20 protein-coding genes are annotated in these 22,637 nt (G+C 62.3%); 12 read left to right on the top strand and 8 right to left on the bottom strand.

Annotation, left to right across the window (positions count from 1 at the left end; genetic code table 11):
* Position 1: 1 nt before the first annotated feature.
* Positions 2 to 820 carry an HTD2 family dehydratase gene (locus tag TU80_RS13050; protein ID WP_057004642.1) on the bottom strand — a complete coding sequence of 273 codons (819 nt, stop codon included), beginning with the start codon at positions 818 to 820 and terminating at the stop codon, positions 2 to 4.
* Between the two features lie 229 nt (positions 821 to 1,049).
* On the opposite strand from TU80_RS13050, the gene TU80_RS13055 reads away from it, so the two are divergent.
* The 4 genes from TU80_RS13055 to TU80_RS13070 all read left to right on the top strand — a co-directional run bounded on the left by TU80_RS13055 (position 1,050) and on the right by TU80_RS13070 (position 5,190).
* Complete coding sequence (locus TU80_RS13055) at positions 1,050 to 1,940, top strand: LysR family transcriptional regulator (RefSeq protein WP_017846460.1); 891 nt, start codon at positions 1,050 to 1,052, stop codon at positions 1,938 to 1,940.
* 33 nt (positions 1,941 to 1,973) lie between these two features.
* Positions 1,974 to 2,462, top strand: a complete 489-nt coding sequence (locus tag TU80_RS13060) for a GFA family protein (protein WP_057004643.1) — start codon at positions 1,974 to 1,976, stop codon at positions 2,460 to 2,462.
* A gap of 94 nt (positions 2,463 to 2,556) precedes the next feature.
* The gene (locus TU80_RS13065; protein WP_057004644.1) at positions 2,557 to 4,380 is read left to right on the top strand and encodes a serine hydrolase domain-containing protein; all 1,824 of its coding nucleotides are present in this window, start codon (positions 2,557 to 2,559) and stop codon (positions 4,378 to 4,380) included.
* A gap of 18 nt (positions 4,381 to 4,398) precedes the next feature.
* Positions 4,399 to 5,190, top strand: a complete 792-nt coding sequence (locus tag TU80_RS13070) for a MipA/OmpV family protein (protein ID WP_057004645.1) — start codon at positions 4,399 to 4,401, stop codon at positions 5,188 to 5,190.
* A gap of 110 nt (positions 5,191 to 5,300) precedes the next feature.
* Here the strand turns inward: TU80_RS13070 and TU80_RS13075 are convergent, their stop codons facing one another.
* The 3 genes from TU80_RS13075 to TU80_RS13085 form a co-directional block, all read right to left on the bottom strand.
* Positions 5,301 to 6,575 carry an ATP-binding protein gene (locus TU80_RS13075; RefSeq protein ID WP_057004646.1) on the bottom strand — a complete coding sequence of 425 codons (1,275 nt, stop codon included), beginning with the start codon at positions 6,573 to 6,575 and terminating at the stop codon, positions 5,301 to 5,303.
* On the bottom strand, positions 6,576 to 7,283 hold the full coding sequence (locus tag TU80_RS13080; RefSeq protein WP_017846464.1) for a winged helix-turn-helix domain-containing protein: 708 nt from the start codon (positions 7,281 to 7,283) through the stop codon (positions 6,576 to 6,578).
* 171 nt (positions 7,284 to 7,454) lie between these two features.
* Positions 7,455 to 8,057, bottom strand: a complete 603-nt coding sequence (locus TU80_RS13085) for a MiaE family protein (RefSeq protein ID WP_017846465.1) — start codon at positions 8,055 to 8,057, stop codon at positions 7,455 to 7,457.
* A gap of 149 nt (positions 8,058 to 8,206) precedes the next feature.
* On the opposite strand from TU80_RS13085, the gene TU80_RS13090 reads away from it, so the two are divergent.
* Positions 8,207 to 9,070 (top strand): universal stress protein, encoded by an 864-nt coding sequence (locus TU80_RS13090; RefSeq protein ID WP_057004647.1) that lies wholly within the window; start codon positions 8,207 to 8,209, stop codon positions 9,068 to 9,070.
* 3 nt (positions 9,071 to 9,073) lie between these two features.
* On the opposite strand, the gene TU80_RS13095 is transcribed toward TU80_RS13090, so the two are convergent.
* Positions 9,074 to 9,544: a DUF1289 domain-containing protein gene (locus TU80_RS13095; protein ID WP_017846467.1), complete on the bottom strand. Its 471-nt coding sequence runs from the start codon at positions 9,542 to 9,544 to the stop codon at positions 9,074 to 9,076.
* A 396-nt stretch (positions 9,545 to 9,940) separates the two neighbouring features.
* Between TU80_RS13095 and acnB the strand changes: the two genes are divergently transcribed.
* A complete protein-coding gene (gene acnB / locus TU80_RS13100) occupies positions 9,941 to 12,541 on the top strand; it encodes a bifunctional aconitate hydratase 2/2-methylisocitrate dehydratase (RefSeq protein ID WP_017846468.1) in 2,601 nt (866 codons plus the stop codon).
* Positions 12,542 to 12,591: 50 nt separating this feature from the next.
* On the opposite strand, the gene TU80_RS13105 is transcribed toward acnB, so the two are convergent.
* Entirely contained in the window at positions 12,592 to 14,244 is a 1,653-nt protein-coding gene (locus tag TU80_RS13105) for a SulP family inorganic anion transporter (RefSeq protein ID WP_057004648.1), read from the bottom strand.
* 143 nt (positions 14,245 to 14,387) lie between these two features.
* Positions 14,388 to 15,665: a serine/threonine transporter gene (locus TU80_RS13110; protein ID WP_057004649.1), complete on the bottom strand. Its 1,278-nt coding sequence runs from the start codon at positions 15,663 to 15,665 to the stop codon at positions 14,388 to 14,390.
* Positions 15,666 to 16,152: 487 nt separating this feature from the next.
* On the opposite strand from TU80_RS13110, the gene TU80_RS13115 reads away from it, so the two are divergent.
* From TU80_RS13115 to TU80_RS13140, 6 genes are all read left to right on the top strand, one after another.
* Positions 16,153 to 16,677 (top strand): cysteine hydrolase family protein, encoded by a 525-nt coding sequence (locus TU80_RS13115; protein ID WP_057004650.1) that lies wholly within the window; start codon positions 16,153 to 16,155, stop codon positions 16,675 to 16,677.
* 142 nt (positions 16,678 to 16,819) lie between these two features.
* On the top strand, positions 16,820 to 17,773 hold the full coding sequence (locus TU80_RS13120) for a 2-hydroxyacid dehydrogenase (protein ID WP_017846472.1): 954 nt from the start codon (positions 16,820 to 16,822) through the stop codon (positions 17,771 to 17,773).
* 129 nt (positions 17,774 to 17,902) lie between these two features.
* On the top strand, positions 17,903 to 18,970 hold the full coding sequence (locus TU80_RS13125) for a phosphotransferase family protein (RefSeq protein WP_017846473.1): 1,068 nt from the start codon (positions 17,903 to 17,905) through the stop codon (positions 18,968 to 18,970).
* 31 nt (positions 18,971 to 19,001) lie between these two features.
* Positions 19,002 to 19,769 carry an SDR family oxidoreductase gene (locus TU80_RS13130; RefSeq protein WP_017846474.1) on the top strand — a complete coding sequence of 256 codons (768 nt, stop codon included), beginning with the start codon at positions 19,002 to 19,004 and terminating at the stop codon, positions 19,767 to 19,769.
* 132 nt (positions 19,770 to 19,901) lie between these two features.
* Complete coding sequence (gene pdxR, locus TU80_RS13135; RefSeq protein WP_046383650.1) at positions 19,902 to 21,335, top strand: MocR-like pyridoxine biosynthesis transcription factor PdxR; 1,434 nt, start codon at positions 19,902 to 19,904, stop codon at positions 21,333 to 21,335.
* An 83-nt stretch (positions 21,336 to 21,418) separates the two neighbouring features.
* Positions 21,419 to 21,823, top strand: a complete 405-nt coding sequence (locus TU80_RS13140) for a cupin domain-containing protein (RefSeq protein WP_017846476.1) — start codon at positions 21,419 to 21,421, stop codon at positions 21,821 to 21,823.
* Positions 21,824 to 21,837: 14 nt separating this feature from the next.
* Here TU80_RS13140 and TU80_RS13145 read toward each other — a convergent pair whose 3' ends face one another.
* Positions 21,838 to 22,467, bottom strand: coding sequence for a DNA-3-methyladenine glycosylase I (locus TU80_RS13145; RefSeq protein WP_057004651.1), 630 nt, complete (start codon positions 22,465 to 22,467; stop codon positions 21,838 to 21,840).
* Positions 22,468 to 22,637 lie beyond the last annotated feature (170 nt).

The following is a 22,637-nucleotide window of genomic DNA, read 5'->3' on the forward strand; positions in this document are numbered from 1 at the left end:
GTTATTCGAAATGCACACGGGCCTGCTGGGCCAAGCCATCGTGATTACCGGCCCACAGTTCTGCCACGCCGGCTTGGCTGATACGCCCGGCGACTTCAAACGGTTGCGCAGCGATCAGCGGGCGCACGCCGCGATAGTCGAAACGGCGCACCGTGGCGCTGGGATGGGCCCGACAAAAGGCGCGCAGGCTCAACGTGGCAATCAACGGCCCATGCACCACCAGGCCCGAATAGCCTTCCGTGCCGGTGACGTAGGGATAGTCGTAGTGAATGCGGTGGCCGTTGAAAGTCACGGCGCTGTAGCGGAACAGCAGGGTCGGCGTCGGCTCGATCGCTTCGCACCACTCACCCGCCGCCAGCGCCGCGCCGTTGCCCGGCTTGGGTGGGGTCGGTTCGCGGTAGACGATGTCTTGTTCTTCGCGGATCGCCAGGCGGCCGTCCTGGGTGTAGTCATGGCGCACGGTGACAAACAGCAACGCACCGGTGCGGCCGGTCTTTTCTTCGACCTGGGTGATGGTCGACACACGGCTGGCCGCCTCGCCGGCGCGCAGCGGATGCAAGAACTCGAGACGCCCACCGGCCCACATGCGATTGCGGTTATCCGCCGGCGGCAGGAAGCCGCCACGGGCCGGGTGGCCGTCGGTGCCCAGGGCCGATTCCGGCCGCGGGTCTTGGAAGAAACACCATTGCCACAACAGCGGCACCGCCGCGCCGTGTTCGGGCACGGGCTCGCCGAATGTCGCGGCGATGCGTGTGAGCAGGTTGTGGCTCAGGTGGTCGTGGGCAGTTTCGCTTCGGCCGATCCAATCAGTGGCGCTCATCGGGTGCAGGTCCTCGGGCTGTGAATGTGTGCCCCGGATCATGCAAGCGCCCGACCGTTCTGAGAATTTGCATTTCAATAAGCCAGCGTTCGGCTATGCTGAACGCCACGCATTGATGGGCAACGGGCTCGCTTCGGTTGGTTGGCATTTTCATCGCCGGCACACTGTCAGCGCAGGCAAGCCCCGCACCGCCGCTGCACCGAACAGCCCTGTCCACCCCGGAGCCGCCATGCACTTCGATCTCGCCGACCTGCGCCTGTTTATCCATATCGCCGAATCACCCAGCCTGACCCAGGGTGCCAAGCGCGCCTTCCTCTCGCCGGCGGCTGCGAGTGCGCGCATCAAGGCCCTGGAAGGCCAGTTGGAAACACGTCTGTTGTACCGTGACAGCCGCGGTGTGGAGATCACCCCGGCAGGCGAGCGGCTGCTGCACCATGCGCGGCTGATCATGCGCCAGGTGGACTACCTGAAAAGTGAGTTCACCCAATACGGCGTCGACTCTGCCGGACATATCCGCATCTTCGCCAACACCACGGCGGTCACTGAGTTTCTTCCCGAAGTGTTGGCCGGTTTCCTCTCCCAGCGGCCCGGTGTCACTGTCGACCTGCAGGAGCGCCTGTCCCGCGATATCGTGCGCGGCGTGCTCGATGGCACCAGCGACATGGGCATCATCGCCGGTCCCGTGGAAGCCGCGGGCCTGCAGGTGCTGCACTTCAGCACCGATAAACTGGTATTGATGGTGCCCGTGGGCCACCCCTTGGCGGACCAACCCTCGGTGACGCTGGAACAGACCCTCGCCTACCAGCATATCGGCCTGCACGAAGGCAGCACCTTGCTGAGTTTCCTGCGCGAGCACGTCGAGCGGGTCGGCAAGCAGTTGTCGCTGCGCATCCAAATGTCGAGTTTCGAGGCGATCTGCCGGATGGTCGAGGCGGGCGTGGGCATTGGCATCATCCCGGAATCCGCCGCCGTGCGGCACAGCCGGACCATGCAGTTGGTGGCGGTGAAACTGAATGAGCCATGGGCGATTCGCGAGCGCAGTATCCTGGTGCGCGAGCTGGAAGCGCTGCCGGGGACCATTCGTGCCCTGATCGCGACCTTGATGCCGCAAAGCGCCTAGACTCCAGAGTCACCTTGCCAGAGGAGACTGCCCATGCAACTCGAAGGTTCCTGCCATTGCGGCGCTGTGACGTTCAGCCTGACCAGCGCCCACCCCTACCCTTACCAACGCTGCTATTGCTCGATTTGCCGCAAGACCCAGGGCGGCGGCGGTTACGCGATCAACCTCGCGGGCGACAGCAACAGCCTGAAAGTGCGCGGGCGCAAGCTGATCTCGATCTACCACGCCAGGCTCAAGCCCGAAGGCGCCAGCCGCGCCCATGCCAGCAGCGCCGAGCGGCATTTCTGTTCACAATGCGGCAGCGCGCTATGGCTGTTCAGCCCGCAATGGCCGGAGTTGATCCATCCGTTTGCCTCGGCCATCGACACACCGTTGCCGGTGCCGCCGCAGCACACGCACCTGATGCTCGGTTCCAAGGCGCCCTGGGTCGAAGTCAGCGTGCGCAAGGGCGACCTGCAGTTCGATGAATACCCGCAGGAATCGATCGCGCAGTGGCATGAGCGGTTGGGGTTGGTGCGTTAACAGTCTTTGACAGTTTTCCGACAAAGCTTGCAAAGATTGTCGGACAGCCCTTCCCTAGCATTCGAGCATCCAAACAGCCATCTGGGTGCTCTTCATGTTTCGCACATTGCGCGGTATTCCGCTGCTGGGCTGCCTGCTCGGCAGTATCGGTTGCCATGGCCAACCGCCTGCCCCGCCGCCGATCCCCAAGGGCGACTACAACGCGATCATTCGCTATCTACAAACCCGCATTCCGTGGGAGATGGCCCGGGAGCAGGTGCCCGGACTGTCCATCGCCCTGGTCAATGGCCAGGAGTTGATCTGGGCCAGTGGTTTCGGCGTGGCCGACAAGGCCCGGGGCGTACCGGTGACGCCGAATACGGCGTTTCGCGCCGGCGCGATCTCCAAGCTCCTCACCGCCGCCGCTGCGCTGCAGCTGGTGGAACAACAGCAACTGGCGCTTGACGCACCGATCCAGCAAACCTTGCGCGAGTTCTATGTGCGCTCGCGCTTCCATGACGAGCAGGCCGACGCCGACCGCGCCATCACCCTGCGCCGCTTGCTCAGTCATCAGTCGGGCTTGCCCAGCGAACACCTGTGCGGCCTGCGCAACACCTTCGCCATGGGCCAGATGCCAATGCGTATGTCGGGCGTGTGGCTGAGCACCCCGCCGGGTTCGCAGGTAGCCTACTCGAATCTCGGCTATGCGTTGGTGGGCGCGGCTATCGAACGCAGTAGCGGCAAGGCATTCGAGACCCAGTTGCAAAACAGCCTGTTCAAACCGTTGAAGATGAACCAATCGAGTTTTGTCGGCGTCGGCGCACACGTGGCCCACCGCGCGCTCGGCTATCAGGACGGCAGCGCCAGCACCGATGCCCAGGTGCGCGACCTCGCCGCCAGCGGCTTGTGGACCAGCCCCAAGGACCTCAGCCGCTACGTACAGATGCTGTTCTCCCAAGGCCTCTACAACGACACCCGCGTAATGGACCGCGCTTCCATCGAGCAGATGTTTACCCAACAAAATATCGGCAACGTGCTGGACTTCGATTGCCAGATGGGCCTGGGCTGGTTTCTCTCGCCCTGTGGCGACAAGCCGGTCAGCCCCGGCATACGCACGTTCCAGCACAGCGGCGGGGGCGACGATTTTGCCGCGCAGGTGACGGTGCTGCCGGACCAGCAGTTGGCAGTGATCATCATGGCCAACGACAGCAACGCCGAAGACATGGTGGTCGCGCTGAGCACCGACACCCTGCGCCTGATGCTCCAGGCGCAAACCGGCGCGCCGGTATGCGCCGACGACTGCCAGGCGCCCAAGCACGGGGGCAAGTTGCGCCAGGTGCCCGCCGCCATCGACCGTAAGCGCCTGGCCGGGTTCTACGCCACGGCCTGGGGCGTATTCAGGATCAGGGATACCCCTACGCGATTGTCCGGCGAGTTGGCCGGATACACCTTCGAACTGCTGCGCGATGAAGACGGCTGGTTGCGCGCGCAGCAAAAGGTCCTGGGGTTCTGGCTCAAGGATCTCGGCGGGCTGGGCCGCGTGCAACTGGACGTGGTGACGGTGCAAGGCCGGCAGATACTCACCGCGCGCAGTCACGGCCAGCGGGTGGCCGTGGGCGAACGCATCGACCCACCGTCCCTGCCACTGGCCTGGGCCGACACCGTCGGCACCTATCAAGTGCTCAGCACCCACGAACCCGACGCGCCACTCAGCGGCATCAGCGTGCGCCTGGAAGAAGGCTTCCTGGTGATTCGCGGCCAACTGCACGACAAGCCGCTGACCGATTACATCCTGCTGCCCGTGGACAACGCCCATGCCGTGCTTGCCGGCAACGGCTATGGCCTGGGCGACACCGTCAGCCGCCAGGTCAACGGCCTCAGTGCCTCGGGCTACGCCTTCAAACGCACGCACGCGCCCCGTAAACCCTTGATTTTATAACCACGGATGAACCTCCTTATGCGCTCGAAACACCTTTGCCTGTCCATCACCTCAGTGTGCCTGTTGGCAGGCGCCGACACGGTGCTGGCACAGGACTGGGCATACAGCTTGAAAGCCGGCGTAGCCAGCATGCCCCGGTATAGCGGCAGCGATGAACGCAGGACCGAACCGCTGCTCGGCGGCGCCATCGTCAGCCCCTGGGGGATTTTCCTCGACTCCGACAAGGGCCTGGGCTGGCGTTATAAAGACGATGCCCTGAGCTTCAGCGCATACGTCGGCGCGAGCGCCTCACGCATGGACAAAAACGAACGCCTGCGCGCCGGCTCGAAACGGCTCAAGGGCATGGGCGAAATCAAATCACGCACGCAATTGGGCGTGAGTGCCAGCTATAACTTGGGCGGCGTGATTGTCGGCGCCACCTTGGAACATGCACTCAAGGAAGATGATCACAAAGACAGCGGCAAGGCATTTACCCATCTGGAACTGAGCGTTGGCACCAACCTGTATGACGGGCGCTATGGCGTGATCGACGCCAGCCTCAGCAGCCACTTTGGAGACCGTGACTACCTGCAGACCTGGTATGGCGTGACCACCGGCCAGACGGCACAGAGCCGCTTCAAGGCCTACAATGCGGACGGGGGCAATATCAGCAACGGCATGAGCCTGACATGGAGCGTGCCGATCAGTGAGCACACCCAGTTCTCGACCTTGCTGGATGTGCAGTACCTGGCGAATGAAGCGGGCAACAGCCCGATCGTGGAGCGGCGGTTGCAGACATCGGTGATGGGTTCGCTGAAGTACAGCTTCTGATCCGACAACCCGATTGAAACGACGGAAGGAGCCAACCGTGGCGAGGGCGCTTGCTGCGGTTGACTGCACAGCGGTCTCCGGTTTTTTAACCGTTGCCCCCCCAAAAAGCCTTATTCGGTATACGCCCAACTCATCCGAAACGACGCCCCGCCCCACTCCGAATCGAATACCTGGACCTGCCCGCCATGCCATTGGCAAACCCGCTGCACCAGCGCCAGGCCGAGGCCGAAGCCGCCGGTGCGGCGGTCGCGGCTGGCGTCGAGGCGGATGAACGGCTGGAAGATCTTCGCCCGGCCTTCCTCGGGGATGCCGGGGCCGTCATCGCACACCCGCACTTCATAACCACTGCCGAACTTGACCAGCGACACTTCCACGCGGCGCTCGGCGTAACGAATGGCGTTGCGCAGCAGGTTGATCACCGCACGTGCCATGAAGCGCGGTTCAATTTGGATAACGTCGACTTCACAGGTACGCAAGGACAACTGCACGCCTTCCGCCTCGGCCTCCAGGGCCACGCTGCCGATCACACTGTCGAGCCAGCTGTGGGCCTCGATATTTTCCTGCGTGACCTGGGTGGCGCCGCGCTCCAGGCTGGCGTAGGTCAACAACTCAGAGACCATTTCCTCCAACTCGCCAAGATCGGCGTACATGTCGGTGATCAGTGCAAGGCACTGCCGGGGATCGGCCTGTTGTTTGAGCTGGTCGAGTTCGAACGACAAGCGTGCGATGGGCGTGCGCAGTTCGTGGGAGACCGCGTTGGTCAACTCACGCTGGTTGGCGATCAGGCTTTCGATGCGTTCGGCCATCTGGTTGAAGTGCCCGGCCAATTCGCGCACGGTGGAGCGACGCGGCAACAGGATGCGCGAGCCGAGATCGTTATCGCCGAAGCGCTGGGCGGCCAGGCGGATATGTTCCAGGTCGCGCCAATGCGGGCGTACCCAAAAATACAGCACGATAGCCAGGCACAGCCCGAGAAGAACATAGGCCCAGAGGTATATCTTGGGTTCTTGCGGCAGTTTGATTTCCAGCAACTGCGCGCCACCGTCGATAGGAGTGATGAACTCGCTAAAGTCACCACGCACCAACAGCGAGCCGTCGGTCAGGAGTTTTTGTTCACGCTCGGTCAGCGCCAGAGCGTCCTTTTCAATCAGCTTCAGGTGCAGCCCATAATGGCGTTGCAACTCAGCCAAGCGGGCTTGCCGCGCTTCGCCGAGCAGCGGCCGCAGTTGTTCGACCAGACCATAGGCGGGGCCGCGCAGGATCTCGCGGCTATACGTTTCGTTAGCGTCGGGCAGCAACTCGTCGAACGTGTAGTTGACCAGCCAGATCGCTCCCGCCAGGCCCAGGGCCAGAATCACATACAAGCGTAGAAACAGGCGCAGCATCTAGACCTCCCACGCAAACGGATTGAACAGATAGCCCTTGCCCCAGATGGTCTTGATGCACACCGGTTCACGGGGGTTATCGTTGAGCTTGCCGCGCAGTTTGCTGATGTACACGTCGACGCTGCGGTTCAGGCCATCAAAGGCGATGCCGCGCATGCGGTTGAGGATGTCATCGCGCGAGAGGATCTTGCCGGCGCTGCTGGCCAGCAACCACAACAGTTCGAACTCCATGGTGGTGAGGTCGATCTTCTCGCCGCCCAGGCTGACCACCCGGCAACTGCGATCAATGACCAGGCGCCCGAACTCGATGGCGCCGCGCACCGTCGGCTCTGGCGCCTGGCGCCGTTGCAACGCTCGCAGGCGGGCCAGCAGCACCGGCGGTTTGATCGGTTTGATCACATAGTCGTCGGCGCCGGACTCCAGGCCGAGAATGTGGTCCAGGTCGTCTTCCTTGGCGGTGAGGATCACGATCGGCGTGTCGGACACCGCGCGAATCGCGCGACACACATGCAAGCCGCTCTGGCCCGGCAGCATCAGGTCGAGCACGACAATCTTGGGCTTGAAGTCAAGAAAGGCCGCCAAGGCCGCATCGCCGCGATGCACCGCCCGTACCTCAAAACCGTGCTGTGCCAGAAAGTGCGCGATCAGCCCTGCCAGCTTCTCATCGTCCTCAACGAGCAATACCTTGCCCAGCCCCAGGTTTTCCATAAGTTCTCAGTGCACAACGCGGATTGAAGTGCGCGCATTATAGGTGGCAAGTTGCCCGCCAGCAGCGCTTGACCGGCTACGCGCTATGAAGCTTCATGCTTTTAAGAGTTTTTAACAAATAGCCTGCAATTTTTAACGCCGTCACCGAGCGTTGTATGCGCAGCCGTCGCCTCAGGCTGGCACGCCACTGTGAAAGCGGAACTCGACGTCAGGGGACTCGATCAGCTCCTGCTCGGCCGCCCTCACCCGTTCGATCACCTGGGCAATATCCTTGGCCTCGCCATACTGATAAGCCAGTTTCAAGTAACCCTGGTAGTGCCGCGCCTCGCTTTTGAGCAGGCCGAAGTAGAACTTGCCGAGTTCTTCGTCCAGATGTGGCACCAGCGCCTCGAAACGCTCGCAACTGCGCGCCTCGATAAAGGCGCCGACCACCAGGGTGTCCACCAGTTTGACCGGCTCGTGGCTGCGCACCACCTTGCGCAAGCCCGAGGCATAACGCCCGGCGTGCAACTGACGCAGCGCGACCTTGCGCTTCTTCATCAGGCGCATGACCTGTTCGTGATGGACCAGCTCTTCCCGGGCCAGGCGCGACATCATATTGATCAAGTCAACATGGCTATGATACTTAGCGATCAGGCTCAAGGCAGTGCTGGCGGCCTTGAATTCGCAGTTCTTGTGGTCGATCAGCAGGGTTTCCTGATCGGCCAACGCGGCCTGGACCCAGGCGTCAGGGGTGGGGCAACCGAGGAATTCGTGGATTTCGGGCAGGTTCATCGGGCTCACGGGCAAAGGATCACAAAAGGTCGCCGATTATACCGACCGCGCCGCAGACCACCAGCCACTGGCCTTGATGTGCATCAACATGACGTCTGGCGGGCAGCAACTATAGTTGTTCAACGCCCCCTTTCTGGAGAGTCCCGACCATGCAAGCCATCCGCAGCATCCTGGTGGTCCTTGAGCCCGAGCATTCGGAAAGCCTGGCCCTCAAACGCGCCAAACTGATCGCCGGGACTACCGGCGCGCGCCTGCACCTGCTGGTGTGCGACAAGAAACATGAGCATTCGGCGCTGTTGAGCCTGCTCAAGTCCGGCCTGACCGAAGACGGCTACAGCGTCACCACCGAACAGGCGTGGAATACCAGCCTGCATGAAACCATCATCGAGGTGCAGCAGGCCGAAGGCTGTGGCCTGGTGATCAAGCAGCACTACCCCGACAGCCCGCTGAAAAAGGCGCTGCTGACCCCGGCCGACTGGAAGCTGTTGCGCTACTGCCCGGCGCCGGTGCTGCTGGTCAAGACAGCAACGCCATGGAACGACGGCGTCATTCTCGCCGCCATCGATGTAGGCAATACCGACACCGAGCATCGCGCGCTGCACCACATGATCATCGACTACGGCTTCGACATCGCCAGCCTGGCCAAGGCGTCACTGCATGTCATCAGCGCCCATCCATCGCCAATGCTCTCGGCCGGCGACCCGGTGTTTCAGCTCAAGGAAACCATCGAGGCGCGTTATCGCGAGCAGTGCAAGGCATTCCAGGCCACGTTCGATATCGACGACGCCCACCTGCATATCGAAGAAGGCCCGGCGGATGTGCTGATTCCCCATGCCGCCTACACCTTGAAAGCGGCCGTGACGATCATCGGCACCGTGGCGCGCACCGGGCTGACCGGCGCGCTGATCGGCAATACGGCGGAAGTGGTGCTCGATGCGCTGGAAAGCGATGTGCTGGTGCTCAAGCCCCAGGCACTGACGGATCAACTGGAAAAGCTGGCCAACAAAGCCTGATCATCAGGCGCCCAACACATCCTTGAGAAACCCCGGCGCAATATAGCGCTGGTAGTGCGCCTCGGACAGGATGAAAAACTCACGGTCGATGGCATCGCGCAGCTGCGGCAGGTTCCACTCGCGGAACTCCGGCAGCAGCACCATGCCATAGGCCTCCAGGTTGGAAATCACCCGTGCCCCGCGGGCGATCAACTGGTAGGCCCAGCAGTACTCGGACTGGTGCGGCACAAAGCGGATCTTGCGTTGCTCCAGCTGGCTGCGCAGGGTCTTGGGGTCGAAAACCTCCAGCTTGCCGGCCATGACCTGCACCAACAATTGCTCGAGCCGCAGCCACACCGCACGTTTTTCTTCTTCGTTATAGCCGTTCCACTGGATTACTTCGTGGTGGAAACGCTTGCAGCCGCGACACACGAGGTCACCGTAAACCGTGGAGCACAGGCCTACGCAGGGGGTCTTGATGGCTTGGTTGGACATGGGCGGCAACACGCAAATCAGCGAAACAGGGCGCCATGTTAGCCCTTTGTCTAAGGTTGATCACCCAGCAAACTTGGCTTGGCAACTTACGTTTAGATTTTTTTTGCCGTAGAATCATCCGGCCTTATAAGGCGCCAATAATCCGCTGGAAGCTGTTTTCAAAGCGTCACGAGCACAGTCGTTCCTTCAGAACGGTGTTGGCGATGGTCAATGACCCGGCAGGTCAAGCCAGCGCCAACCCTCATCAGCTCCGTTCTGCAGGCGTAAAACTTTGAAAGCAGCTTCTGTGAGGAATGTCGGCAGCGCTGGCTTTGCGGCCCAAAAAGCCCCCGAGCGCATGCGTGCCGTTCATTTCTGGATGAGCGTCCCGTGGGACCACTGATGAGGGTAATAACTGTGCTTGAAGCCTACCGCAAACATATCGAAGAGCGTGCAGCCCTGGGTATTGTTCCCCAGCCGCTTAATGCCGAACAAACCGCAGGCCTGGTCGAGCTGCTGAAAAATCCCCCGGCTGGCGAAGAAGAATTCCTCGTTGACCTGATCACCAACCGCATTCCACCAGGCGTTGACGAAGCTGCCTACGTCAAAGCCGGTTTCCTGTCTGCCCTGGCCAAGGGCGAAGCCACTTCTCCCCTGATCGACAAGAAACGCGCCGTTGAACTGCTTGGCACCATGCAAGGCGGCTACAACATCGTGACCCTGGTCGAGCTGCTCGACAACGCCGAACTGGCGCCTGTTGCCGCCGCTCAACTCAAGCACACCCTGCTGATGTTCGATGCGTTCCACGACGTGGCTGAAAAAGCCAAGGCCGGCAACGCACACGCCAAGGCCGTGATCCAGTCCTGGGCCGACGGCGAGTGGTTCAAGAACCGTCCGACCCTGGCCGACAAGATCAGCCTGCGCGTGTTCAAGGTCTCCGGCGAAACCAACACCGACGACCTGTCGCCTGCGCCGGACGCCTGGTCCCGCCCTGACATCCCGCTGCACGCCCTGGCCATGCTGAAAATGGCTCGCGACGGCATCGTGCCGGACGAGCAAGGCAAGACCGGCCCGATGAAGCAGATCGAAGAAATGCGCGGCCAAGGCTTCCCGATCGCCTACGTCGGTGACGTGGTCGGTACCGGTTCGTCGCGTAAATCGGCAACCAACTCCGTACTGTGGTTCTTCGGCGACGACGTTCCTTACGTGCCGAACAAGCGCGCCGGTGGTTTCTGCTTCGGCAGCAAGATCGCTCCGATCTTCTACAACACCATGGAAGATGCTGGCGCACTGCCGATCGAATTCGACGTCACCAACATGAACATGGGCGACGTGATCGACCTGTACCCGCATGCTGGCAAAGTCTGCAAGCACGGTACCGATGAAGTCCTGACCACCTTCGAAATGAAGACCCCGGTGCTGTTGGACGAAGTCCGTGCCGGCGGCCGTATCCCGCTGATCATCGGCCGTGGCCTGACCGAGAAGGCGCGTGCCGAACTGGGTCTGCCACCGTCCGACCTGTTCAAGAAGCCGGAAGCTCCGGCCGAAAGCACCAAGGGTTTCACCCTGGCACAGAAGATGGTCGGCAAGGCATGCGGCGTGACTGGCGTTCGTCCAGGCACCTACTGCGAGCCTAAGATGACCACCGTGGGTTCCCAGGACACCACCGGTCCTATGACCCGTGACGAACTGAAAGACCTGGCGTGCCTGGGCTTCTCGACCGATCTGGTGATGCAGTCTTTCTGCCACACCGCGGCGTATCCTAAGCCGATCGACGTGACCACCCACCACACCCTGCCTGACTTCATCATGACCCGTGGCGGCGTGTCGCTGCGCCCAGGCGACGGCATCATCCACAGCTGGCTGAACCGCATGCTGCTGCCGGACACCGTCGGTACCGGTGGTGACTCCCACACCCGTTTCCCGATGGGCATTTCGTTCCCGGCCGGTTCCGGCCTGGTAGCGTTCGCCGCAGCCACTGGCGTGATGCCACTGGACATGCCGGAATCGATCCTGGTGCGCTTCAAAGGCAAAATGCAACCTGGCATCACCCTGCGTGACCTGGTTCATGCCATTCCTTACTACGCGATCCAGGCTGGCCTGCTGACCGTAGAGAAGAAAGGCAAGAAGAACGCCTTCTCCGGCCGCATCCTGGAAATCGAAGGCCTGGACAACCTGAGCATCGAACAAGCTTTCGAGCTGTCCGACGCCTCGGCTGAACGTTCGGCTGCCGGTTGCACCATCAAGCTGTCGAAAGAGTCGATCACCGAGTACCTGAACTCCAACATCACCCTGCTGCGCTGGATGATCGGCGAAGGCTACGGCGATGCACGTACCCTGGAACGTCGCGCCCAAGCGATGGAAGCCTGGGTTGCCAACCCGGAGCTGATGGTGGCCGATGCCGACGCGGAATACGCCGAAATCATCGAGATCGACCTGGCCGACATCAAGGAGCCTGTGCTCTGCGCGCCAAACGACCCGGACGACGCCCGTCTGCTGTCCAGCGTTGCTGGCGAGAAGATCGACGAAGTGTTCATCGGTTCGTGCATGACCAACATCGGTCACTTCCGCGCTGCCGGTAAACTGCTGGATCAGGTCAAGGGTCAGCTGCCAACCCGTCTGTGGCTGTCGCCGCCGACCAAGATGGACGCTCACCAACTGACCGAAGAAGGCTACTACGGCATCTACGGCAAGGCTGGCGCGCGCATGGAAATGCCGGGCTGCTCGCTGTGCATGGGTAACCAGGCACGTGTAGAACCGAATTCGACCGTCGTGTCGACTTCGACCCGTAACTTCCCGAACCGTCTGGGCGATGGCGCCAACGTCTACCTGGCTTCGGCCGAGCTGGCGTCGGTGGCTTCGATCCTGGGTCGCCTGCCGACCGTCGAGGAGTACATGGAATACGCCGCGAAGATCAACACCATGGCCAGCGATGTGTATCGCTACCTGAGTTTCGATCAGATCGCCGAGTTCCGTGAAAGCGCTGCAAACGCCAACATCCCGGTGCTGCAAGCCTAAGGGTGTGTTGATGTAAAGGACGCCGCGTATCGCAAGATACGCGGCGTTTTTTATGCTTGGGGATGGCTGTGCAACGCCAGTTGCACCGCACCATCGACGCTCAAGCCGCTGAGCAACACCTCGGGCGCCTTGGCCTCGGGCAGCGCCTGCAAGACTTCATGGGCGTCATGGCGCACCCGCGCCAGCACCAGTTGCTTGCCCTCCCCGCGCACCTGGGCAAAAAAAGCGGCCAGCGCTTCGACGCTGGTGCCGTCGAGGTCGGGGGATTCTTCCAGGCTCAACACCACCGTCTGCGCGGATGACTGACGCATCAGGCGCAGGGCGGCGCCGAGGATGCGCTCGGCATTCGCAAAAAACAGCGCCTCGCTTGGCCGTATGATCAACACGCCGGGAACGGTCAGCGCATCGGCATGGTGTTGACGGTCCACGAAATCATGAGTGTCGCCCAGGCGCCCAAGCACCTGGATATCCGCCGCCGACATCTGGCGCAACATCAACACCACGCTGATCCCGACCGACAACAACAAGCCATCCAGCACGCCGAGCACCAGCACCGCCGCCACCGCACACACCACCAGCAAACGGTCGCGTCGCCAGAGGAAGTAACGCCCCAGGGGCTGCAGGCTCAAACCCCGGCCCAGGGCATAGATGACCACCGCCGCCAACACCGGCTCCGGCGTGAGCGCAACATACGGCAGCACCGTCAACACAATCACCAGGATCACCAGCGCCGCGACGATCCCCGCCAAACGCGAATAGGCGCCAGCCGCCTCATTCGCCGAAGTCGCCGAATACCCGGCGCCCGTCGGCATGCCGTGGAACAACCCAGACACCAGGTTGGCCGCGCCCAGCGCCAGCAAGTCGCGGTTGGACGACACCCGGTCGCCGTGCTTGAGAGCGAACGAACTGATGGACCCGTAGGACTCAGCGTACAAAATCATGACCAACGCAAACGCCAACTCGCCCAGGCGCAGCCAATCGGCAAACGGCAGTACCGGCAAATGCCCCAGCTCCAGGCGCAGGTCGATCAGGCCGATCAGCGCGACGCCGTGGGCCTGCAGGTTCAGGCCCTGGCCGGCAATAACGCCGAGCACGATCACCACCAGCCCGCCGGGCAGGCGCGGAACGCGGGCGCATAACCACAACACCAACAAGGCCACCGCAGCCACCAGCGCGGCGGGCCAGTTCCAGTGCGGCAGCTGCTCCAGCAACTGCGGCAGGAAGCGGATCAGGTTGTTATCGGTCAGGTGGACGCCCACCACACTGGCCAGTTGCTTGAGGATGATGGTCAGCGCCAGGCCGAAGGCAAACCCACGCAACACCGGCTTGGCAATAAACGAAGTGACGCCACCGAGCTTGAACAGCCCGGCCAGCAGAAAAAACACGCCAATGATCAGCACCAGCCCGAAGGCCAGGGACAGCCTCAGCGCCGGGTCATCCCCCGCCAGGCTGGCCGTTGCCGCCGCCAACACCGCTGCCGACGACGAAGTCGCCGAGACGATCGCGAAACGGCTGGTGCCGAACAGGCCGTAGCACACCAGCCCGGCAAACAAGGCAATCACACCGGCCTGGGGCGGGAGCGCGGCAATGCTGGAATAGGCCACCGCCTCCGGCAACAGCAAACCGGCAATCGATAAGCCGGCAATTATGTCCTGGGTTCGCTTCGACGCAACGACAACGGGCGTATCGGTTTCAGTTTTCAATCGGCCCCATCCATCCTGGCTAAAAATGTGTTCCAGCTTAGCGCCCATTGCCGCGCGGCGGTTGCGCCGCGTCAGGTTTTCCGAGCGAAAAAAAGGCCGACTCGCCACGCGTGCGAATCGGCCCTGTTCGGTGCAGCGTGCGGTCAGGAGAGCAGCGAGTAAATCAGCGCAGTAATCGCCACCAGGCCGACCGCCGTGACAAACACGTTGGACGCCTGCCCGCGGTACTTGGCCATCGCCGGCACCTTGCGGATCGCGTACATCGGCATCAGGAACAGGATCGACGCAATGATCGGCCCGCCCAATGTCTCGATCATGCGAAGGATGCTCGGATTGAGCGTGGCGACGATCCAGCACACCACCAACATGAAGGCGGCGGTCATGCGGTCCAGGGTCTTCGGTGCCGGACGCCGGCCGGTTTTCGCGACCAGGCCCTTGAGGCCTTCACTGGCGCCGATGTAATGGCCCAGGAACGACTTGGCAATCGCCACGAACGCAATCAGCGGCGCGGCGAAGGCGATGGTCCGGTTGTCGAAGTGGTTGGCCAGGTACGACAGGATCGACAGGTTCTGTGCTTTCGCTTCAGCCAGTTGCGCCGGCGACAGGGTCAGCACGCAACTGAACACGAAGAACAGCACCATCGCCACCATCAACAGGTGCGCGCGCGACAGGATCTGCGAACTGCGCTCATCGGCATGCGCGCCGTACTGGCGCTTCTGGTCCACCGCAAAGGCCGAGATGATCGGCGAATGGTTGAACGAGAACACCATCACCGGAATCGCCAGCCACAAGGTGTTGAGCAACGCCGAAGGTGCCGGCACCACGTTGGCGGTGCTGAGGATGCCACCGTTCCAGTGCGGGATCAGGTACACCGCCAGGAACAGCAAGGCGACGATGAACGGGTACACCATCAGGCTCATGGCCTTGACGATCGCCTGCTCACCGCAACGCACCACGGCCAGCAGGCCGAGGATCAGCACAAACGCCAGGATCGCCCGTGGCGGCGGCATGATGTGCAACTGGTGCTCCATGAAGCTGCCGACGGTATTGGTCAGCGCCACGCTGTAGATCAGCAGGATCGGGAAAATCGCCAGGAAGTACAGCAAGGTGATCAGCGCGCCGGCCTTGACGCCGAAGTGCTCTTCGACCACGTCGGTGATGTCGGAACCTTCACGGCCGGACAGCACGAAACGCGTCAGGCCACGGTGGGCAAAGAACGTCATCGGGAAGGCCAGCAGCGCCAGGATCACCAGCGGCCAGAAGCCGCCGAGGCCAGCGTTGATAGGTAGAAACAAAGTGCCGGCACCAATCGCCGTGCCAAACAAGCCAAGCATCCAGGTGGTGTCCTGACGACTCCAGCTTGTAAGGATTACAGGTGTCGTGACATAGCGTTCGTCGACGCTATTGGCCTGATCATTCATCCGGTCGGATCTCCGCATTTCCACAGCCGGCACGAGTCAGAAAAACCTGACAGGCAGCGCCCCGGCTATAACAGGGGCGCGATTGTCCGGGATTCTTTTAAATAAGCAAAGGCTTAGCTGAGGAATGGTTAAGCGGTGCAGAGGCTCAAGGACGAGGTTGTCGGCTATTTTTTGCGCATTTGGCACGGAGAGCCCCCTGGGTGGTAGCGTGTCAGACGAGTCCCTTGTGGATGCCCGAAACATCGTCACGCCTTATAAGAAGTTGCCCGCGACGCTTGACAGCCAAACTTATGCCCCAGCATGATCGGCCATGAACCTTTTTCAGCAGCACCTCACCCGCACCACCACCACGACCGCTTCCGGCGGGTCGTGCGGTTGCTGTGGGTGCTTGAACTAGACACCTCACGGATTCAACCCAAGGCCCCGCCAGCAATGGACGGGGCCTTTTTTATTGCGCCGCCATCCGGCACGCGAAAGGAGCAACACCATGGCTGACGCCCTGCTGATCATCGATATGCAAACCGGCCTGTACGCTGGCCCGGAGCACCCCTTCGAACGCGAACGGGTGCTGCAGACCATCAACCAACTGATCAGGCGCGCGCGCCACGCCGGCGCACCGATCTTCGTCGCCCGCCACACAGGCCCGGCGGGCTCCGCGATTGCCGCGGGCAGCCCGTATTGGCAGGTGTGGCATGAGCTGGATGTCGATGAAGCGCGTGACCAGTTCTTCAACAAAACCCGGCCCAGTTGTTTCCTCGGCACCGATCTGGCGCAGCGACTGCGCGCGATGCAGCTCAATGAGCTGGTGATTGTCGGGATGAAAACCCAGTTCTGCATCGATACCACTTGCCGCGTCGCAGTCGAACTGGGGTTCTCGGTGATACTGCCCGAAGACGGCCACACCTGCATGGACACTGCGACGCTGTCGGCGGCGGCGATCATCGAACATCACAATGCCACGTTGGCCGGGGCGTTTGTGCAACGCGTGAGCGCCGCCGCGATCAGTTTCTGACAACGCAAATACCGTAGGGGGCACGCGTCGCCCCCAACACCTGCAAGCTCGGCCCTACGACGATTTTTCTGCCACAGCAAAGCGATTTTGCTGACAAATCCCGCATACTCTTGCTCTCAAAACCTTCAGGAAGAGCCGTCCGATGACAACCACTGTTCTGGTCCTGGTCGAAACCATCAACGAATACCTGCCCATCATCGAAAGCAATGACTTTCATGTGATCCTGGCACCGACGCCCGCCGAACGCGCCCAGGCCATCAAGGCCCACGGCGGGCAGATCAAGGCCGTACTGACGCGTGGCCCGCTGGGCCTGTATGCCGAAGAAATCGCCGCGCTGCCGTTGCTGGAGATCATCTGCGTGATCGGTGCCGGCTATGAGCATGTCGACCTGCAGGCGGCAAGCAACCGCGGGATCGTGGTGACCAACGGTGCCGGGGTGAACGCGCCTTCGGTGGCGGACCACGCCATGGCCTTGCTGCTGTCATTGGTGCGCGGCATTCCGCAAACGGACGCGGCAGTGCGCCACGGCGAGTGGCCCAAGGTGATGCGCCCTTCCCTGGGCGGCAAGCAACTGGGGATTCTCGGCCTCGGCGCGGTGGGCCTGGAGATCGCCAAGCGCGCCGCCCTCGGGTTCGGCATGCAGGTGAGTTACCACAACCGCCAGCCGCGCGATGACGTGGACTACATCTATTGCTCGACCGCCGTGGAGCTGGCACACACCTCGGACTTCCTGATCCTGGCCACGCCCGGCGGCCCAGGCACGCGCCACTTGATCGATCGGCATGCCCTGGATGCATTGGGGCCGAACGGCTACCTGGTGAATATCGGCCGTGGCAGCGTGGTGGTGACCGCCGACCTGGTCGCCGCCCTGGAACAGCGGCGTATCGGCGGCGCGGCACTGGATGTGTTCGACGACGAGCCCAAGGTGCCCGATGCCCTCAAGCGCCTGAGCAATACCGTGCTGACCTCCCATGTGGCCGGGCTGTCGCCGGAAGCCGCCCACGATACGGTGCAGCGGGTGGCCGACAACCTGCTGGAGTACTTCGCCGGCCGGCCGGTGCTGACGCCGGTCGCCTTGCCCCCGCCCGAAAAATGACCGATCAGGCACGCTGATCATCATCCAACACGCGAACCTATTAAGCCGCCCCGACCTTGTGGCCGGGCGGCTGGGCGCATTAGATTAGCCAATAGTCCGAGGCCTTTAGAATAAGCAGAAGGGATAAGCATGGCGCTGAACGACCAATCGACCCAGATCCGCCCAGGCGAAGAACTTGATGCCAGCCTGATCGATCCCTACCTCAAGGCCCATATCCCGGGCCTGAGCGGCACGCTCAAGATCAGCCAGTTCCCCGGCGGCGCGTCCAACCTGACCTACTTGCTGGAATACCCGGGCCAGGAATTCGTGCTGCGCCGCCCGCCGTTCGGGCACAAGGCCAAATCGGCCCATGACATGGGTCGCGAGTTCCGCATTCTCAATCAGCTGAAAGACGGCTTTCCCTACTGCCCCAAGGCCTACGTGCATTGCACCGATGAATCGGTGATCGGCGCCGAGTTCTATGTGATGGAGCGCGTCAACGGCATCATCCTGCGCTCCGACCTGCCGGCCGAACTGGGCCTGGACGCGAGCAAGACCGAAGCGCTGTGCAAAAGCTTTATCGACAAGTTCGTCGAACTGCATCAAGTGGACTACAACGCCTGCGGCCTGGCCGACCTGGGCAAGCCCGAGGGGTACGTGGAACGCCAGATCCGCGGCTGGAGCGACCGCTACGAAAAAGCCCTGACCCCCGACGCACCTCGCTGGGAGGCCGTGCGCGCCTGGCTCAACGACAAGATGCCGGCCGACCATCCCACCTCCAGCATCGTGCATAACGACTACCGCTTCGACAACGTGATCCTCGACCCGCACAACCCGATGCAGATCATCGGCGTGCTGGACTGGGAGCTGACCACCCTCGGCGACCCGCTGATGGACCTGGGCAACACCCTCGCCTACTGGATCGAAGCCGCCGACCCGGCGCCCGTGCAACTGATGCGCCGCCAGCCGAGCAACGCGCCGGGCATGCTCACGCGTCGCCAGTTCGTCGACTATTACGCCGAGCGCGCCGGCCTTGAGATCGACAATTTCGACTTCTACTACACCTACGGCCTGTTCCGCCTGGCCGGCATCGTGCAGCAGATCTACTACCGTTTTTTCCATGGACAGACCCAGGACAAACGCTTTGCGCAGTTCATTCAGATGAACAAGCTGCTGGAGCAGATGAGCCTGAATGTCATCGGCAAATCCGCCCTCTGATCGACCGAGCCAAGACCCACAAGGAACCCCCATGTCCAAGACCAACCTGTTCGACCTCGACGGCAAGATCGCTTTTGTCTCCGGCGCCAGCCGTGGCATCGGTGAGGCCATCGCCAAGTTGCTGGCCCAGCAAGGCGCCCACGTGATCGTGTCCAGCCGTAAGCTGGAAGGCTGCCAGCACGTAGCGGATGCGATCATCGCCGACGGCGGCAAGGCCACTGCGGTTGCCTGCCATATCGGTGAAATGGAGCAGATCAGCCAGGTCTTCGCCGGCATCCGCGAGCAGTTCGGCCGCCTGGACATTCTGGTCAACAACGCCGCGACCAACCCGCAATTCTGCAACGTGCTGGACACCGACCTGGGCGCCTTCCAGAAAACCGTGGATGTGAATATTCGCGGCTACTTCTTCATGTCGGTGGAAGCCGGCAAGCTGATGCGCGAAAACGGCGGCGGCAGCATCATCAACGTGGCCTCGATCAACGGCATCTCGCCGGGCGTGTTCCAGGGCATCTACTCGGTGACCAAGGCCGCGGTGATCAACATGACCAAGGTGTTCGCCAAGGAATGCGCCGAATTCGGCATCCGCTGCAACGCCCTGCTGCCGGGCCTGACCGACACCAAGTTCGCCTCGGCGCTGGTGAAGAACGACGCGATCCTGAAAATGGCCCTGGCGCAGATCCCGCTCAAGCGCGTAGCGGACCCGAGCGAGATGGCCGGCGCGGTGCTGTACCTGGCCAGCGATGCATCCAGCTACACCACCGGGGTGTCGCTGAACGTGGACGGTGGTTTCCTGTCCTGACCACATAAGCAGCACAATCCCCAGGTGGGAGCAGGCCCGCTCCCACTTTTTTTATCGCGTTGTCATACAGCCCCTTTGGAGCAAACGTCGCCAGCGAGTAGTCTTGGACCGACTCAGCCCCTCAGGAAAAACATGGAACTGCACGTGATCATCAACGGCCGCAAGGACCTGGCCGAACAGCTTTACCAGCAACTGCGCGAAGCCATCGACTCCGGCCGCCTGGCCGCCGGGGCGCAATTGCCGCCCAGCCGCCTGCTGGCCGCGCAACTGGGCGTGTCACGCAAGACCGTGTCCGACACCTACGCCACCCTGACCTACGAAGGCCTGCTGGTTGGCAAGATCGGACGCGGCACCTTCGTCAACAGCCGCACTCCGCCGACCGAACGCCTGCAAACCGCCACCGACCTGGCCTGCGCCGCCAACCTGGCGAAGTGGCAGGCACTGCCCTCGCCCATGCATCACCCCACGCGCGACAGTGCCCTGCGCTACGAGTTCCTCGGCGGCGCCACCAGCCGCCACCAATTCCCCCAGGACGAATGGCGACGCTGCACCCAGGACGCCCTGCGCCGTATTGCCCAGAACAGTGGCCTCTACAGCCAGACCGAAGGCCTGCTGGCGTTGCGCAGCGCCATCGCCGGGCACATTGCGTTTTCCCGTGGGGTCAAATGCAGCGCCGACGACATCGTGGTCACCAACGGCGCGCAGCAGGCTCTCGACCTGATCGCCCGCGTCGTGCTGGAGCCGGGCAGCATCGTCGCCATGGAAGACCCCGGCTACACCCCGGCGCGCCAGTTGTTCATGGCGATGGGGGCAAACGTCATCGGGGTGCCCGTCGACGATCAGGGCATTCAGGTCGAGCGGATCCCCGACGGTGCGCGGCTGATCTATGTGACACCGTCCCACCAGTTCCCCCTCGGCATGCCCATGAGCCAGGCACGCCGCGAAGCCCTGCTGGCCCGTGCGTTCGAGCTGGGGGCGATGGTTATCGAAGACGACTACGACAGCGAATTCCGTTACGAAGGCCGTCCCACCGACTCCCTGCAAAACATGGACACCCGAGGCGTGGTGACTTACGTCGGCACCTTCTCCAAAACCCTGCTGCCGGAGTTGCGCCTGGGCTATGCGGTACTGCCGCCAGCCCTATATGGCGCGGTGCTCAAGGCCAAGCAATTGACCGATCAACACAGCTCCACCTTGCCGCAATGGGCGTTGGCCAAGTTCATCAGCGAAGGCTATCTGCTCAAGCATATTCGCCGCTGCCACAGCGTGTATGCCGGGCGCCGCGAGCGCATCCTGCAGCGCCTGGCGGGCGACCTGGCGCCGTGGTTCGAAGCGGTGCCCACCGTGGCCGGCTTTCATATGGCGGCCCTGTGCAAGGTGCCGGTGAATATTGCGTTGTTGATGCAGCTGGCACGCCAGGTCGACGTGGGCCTGTACCCGCTCGACGTGTTTTTTCACGACACGCCGGTACGCCCGGGCCTGATCATCGGTTTCGGCGCGATCGAAACCCTGGACATCGACCCGGCCCTGGACAAGGTGCGCGACATTCTCCAGCAGATTGGCTAGAGGTTTTTCGGCTGGATTGGTCATTGGTCGGCGGGAGCACGCGGCGTAGGGTGAAGACCTCTCGAACGACTCGGAAACTCGCCATGAAACGCTCACTCGCAACCGCCCTGATACTGGCCTCGTTCAGTGCCTTCGCCCATGAACCGGTGTACAACCAGGAGTCGATCAAGGTTCTGCAAGAGCACGCCCTGAGCAACGTGCCCGGCAAGAAAACCATCATGCTGAGCGTCGATTACGCCGCGGGCCAGGCCACCGTGCCCCACAGCCATACCGGCACTGCCGTGGCTTACGTGCTGGAGGGCGCGATTACGTCGCGGGTCAACGATGAACCGGCGATCACCTACACGGCCGGCCAGTCATTCTACGAGCCGGCGGGCTCGCGGCACTTCGAGTCGAGCAATGCCAGCCAGACCCGACCGGCGAAACTGCTGGTGGTGATGGTGCTGGATGACAAGGCTGAGGTGCTCACCCCTCTGGCGCACGAATAGCACCGCTGCGAGACTCAAGGGCGATTGAATCGACGGCGCAGTGCTTCGATCGGCTCGCGGCAGGCGCAACCTTCAAGATGGTCATTGACCATCCCCGTCGCCTGCATCAACGCATACATCGTGGTCGGCCCCACGTAGGTCCACCCGCGTTTCTTCAAGGCCTTCGACAAGCGCACCGAAGCCGGTGACGTCGGGTTGGCGCGCCAATACGCCAGATCCACCCGCGCCGGGCGTTCGTCAGGCGTCGGTTCAAACGACCATAGCCATTTCGCCAACGAACCGGCTTCCTCCACCAACTCGCACGCCCTGCGCGCATTGTTGAGGGTCGAGACGATCTTCGCGCGGTTGCGCACAATGCCAGGGTCAGCCATCAGGCGTTCGATATCCGCTTCGCCGTACTGCGCCACACGGCGGAAATCAAAACCGTCGAACGCCCGCCGAAAATGCTCGCGCTTGCGCAGGATGGTGATCCACGCCATCCCCGCCTGAAACCCCTCCAGGCAAATCTTCTCGTACAACTGAATGTCATCCGCCACCGGCACGCCCCATTCATGGTCGTGGTAGTGCGGATATTCCGGCGCAGCGGTACGCCAACTGCAATGGGTCAGCCCTGCGTCGTTGGTGCTCAGTCCTGGTTTGTCCATCCGTCACCTCGCGTACTCAGCGGCGGATGATAAGCGAAAAAATTTGCGCCCCGTCAACCGCTCAAGCACCGCCCTCGCAGAGCAACTGGTCAGACCGCAACCGGCCAAGCCGCGAAAATCACTTGTGACCTGGAAAAAACCCAGCGTAGACTGGCCACGCACTGGACTTA

It is taken from the genome of Pseudomonas veronii, assembly GCF_001439695.1.
Lineage (GTDB): Bacteria > Pseudomonadota > Gammaproteobacteria > Pseudomonadales > Pseudomonadaceae > Aquipseudomonas > Aquipseudomonas veronii.

Excerpts from the sequence above, each read along its gene's own strand:
- TU80_RS13050 (WP_057004642.1), bottom strand. The coding sequence starts at position 820 with ATGAGCGCCACTGATTGGATCGGCCGAAGCGAAACTGCCCACGACCAC.
- TU80_RS13055 (WP_017846460.1), top strand. The coding sequence starts at position 1,050 with ATGCACTTCGATCTCGCCGACCTGCGCCTGTTTATCCATATCGCCGAA.
- TU80_RS13060 (WP_057004643.1), top strand. The coding sequence starts at position 1,974 with ATGCAACTCGAAGGTTCCTGCCATTGCGGCGCTGTGACGTTCAGCCTG.
- TU80_RS13065 (WP_057004644.1), top strand. The coding sequence starts at position 2,557 with ATGTTTCGCACATTGCGCGGTATTCCGCTGCTGGGCTGCCTGCTCGGC.
- TU80_RS13070 (WP_057004645.1), top strand. The coding sequence starts at position 4,399 with ATGCGCTCGAAACACCTTTGCCTGTCCATCACCTCAGTGTGCCTGTTG.
- TU80_RS13075 (WP_057004646.1), bottom strand. The coding sequence starts at position 6,575 with ATGCTGCGCCTGTTTCTACGCTTGTATGTGATTCTGGCCCTGGGCCTG.
- TU80_RS13080 (WP_017846464.1), bottom strand. The coding sequence starts at position 7,283 with ATGGAAAACCTGGGGCTGGGCAAGGTATTGCTCGTTGAGGACGATGAG.
- TU80_RS13085 (WP_017846465.1), bottom strand. The coding sequence starts at position 8,057 with ATGAACCTGCCCGAAATCCACGAATTCCTCGGTTGCCCCACCCCTGAC.
- TU80_RS13090 (WP_057004647.1), top strand. The coding sequence starts at position 8,207 with ATGCAAGCCATCCGCAGCATCCTGGTGGTCCTTGAGCCCGAGCATTCG.
- TU80_RS13095 (WP_017846467.1), bottom strand. The coding sequence starts at position 9,544 with ATGTCCAACCAAGCCATCAAGACCCCCTGCGTAGGCCTGTGCTCCACG.
- TU80_RS13110 (WP_057004649.1), bottom strand. The coding sequence starts at position 15,665 with ATGAATGATCAGGCCAATAGCGTCGACGAACGCTATGTCACGACACCT.
- TU80_RS13115 (WP_057004650.1), top strand. The coding sequence starts at position 16,153 with ATGGCTGACGCCCTGCTGATCATCGATATGCAAACCGGCCTGTACGCT.
- TU80_RS13120 (WP_017846472.1), top strand. The coding sequence starts at position 16,820 with ATGACAACCACTGTTCTGGTCCTGGTCGAAACCATCAACGAATACCTG.
- TU80_RS13125 (WP_017846473.1), top strand. The coding sequence starts at position 17,903 with ATGGCGCTGAACGACCAATCGACCCAGATCCGCCCAGGCGAAGAACTT.
- TU80_RS13130 (WP_017846474.1), top strand. The coding sequence starts at position 19,002 with ATGTCCAAGACCAACCTGTTCGACCTCGACGGCAAGATCGCTTTTGTC.
- pdxR (WP_046383650.1), top strand. The coding sequence starts at position 19,902 with ATGGAACTGCACGTGATCATCAACGGCCGCAAGGACCTGGCCGAACAG.
- TU80_RS13140 (WP_017846476.1), top strand. The coding sequence starts at position 21,419 with ATGAAACGCTCACTCGCAACCGCCCTGATACTGGCCTCGTTCAGTGCC.
- TU80_RS13145 (WP_057004651.1), bottom strand. The coding sequence starts at position 22,467 with ATGGACAAACCAGGACTGAGCACCAACGACGCAGGGCTGACCCATTGC.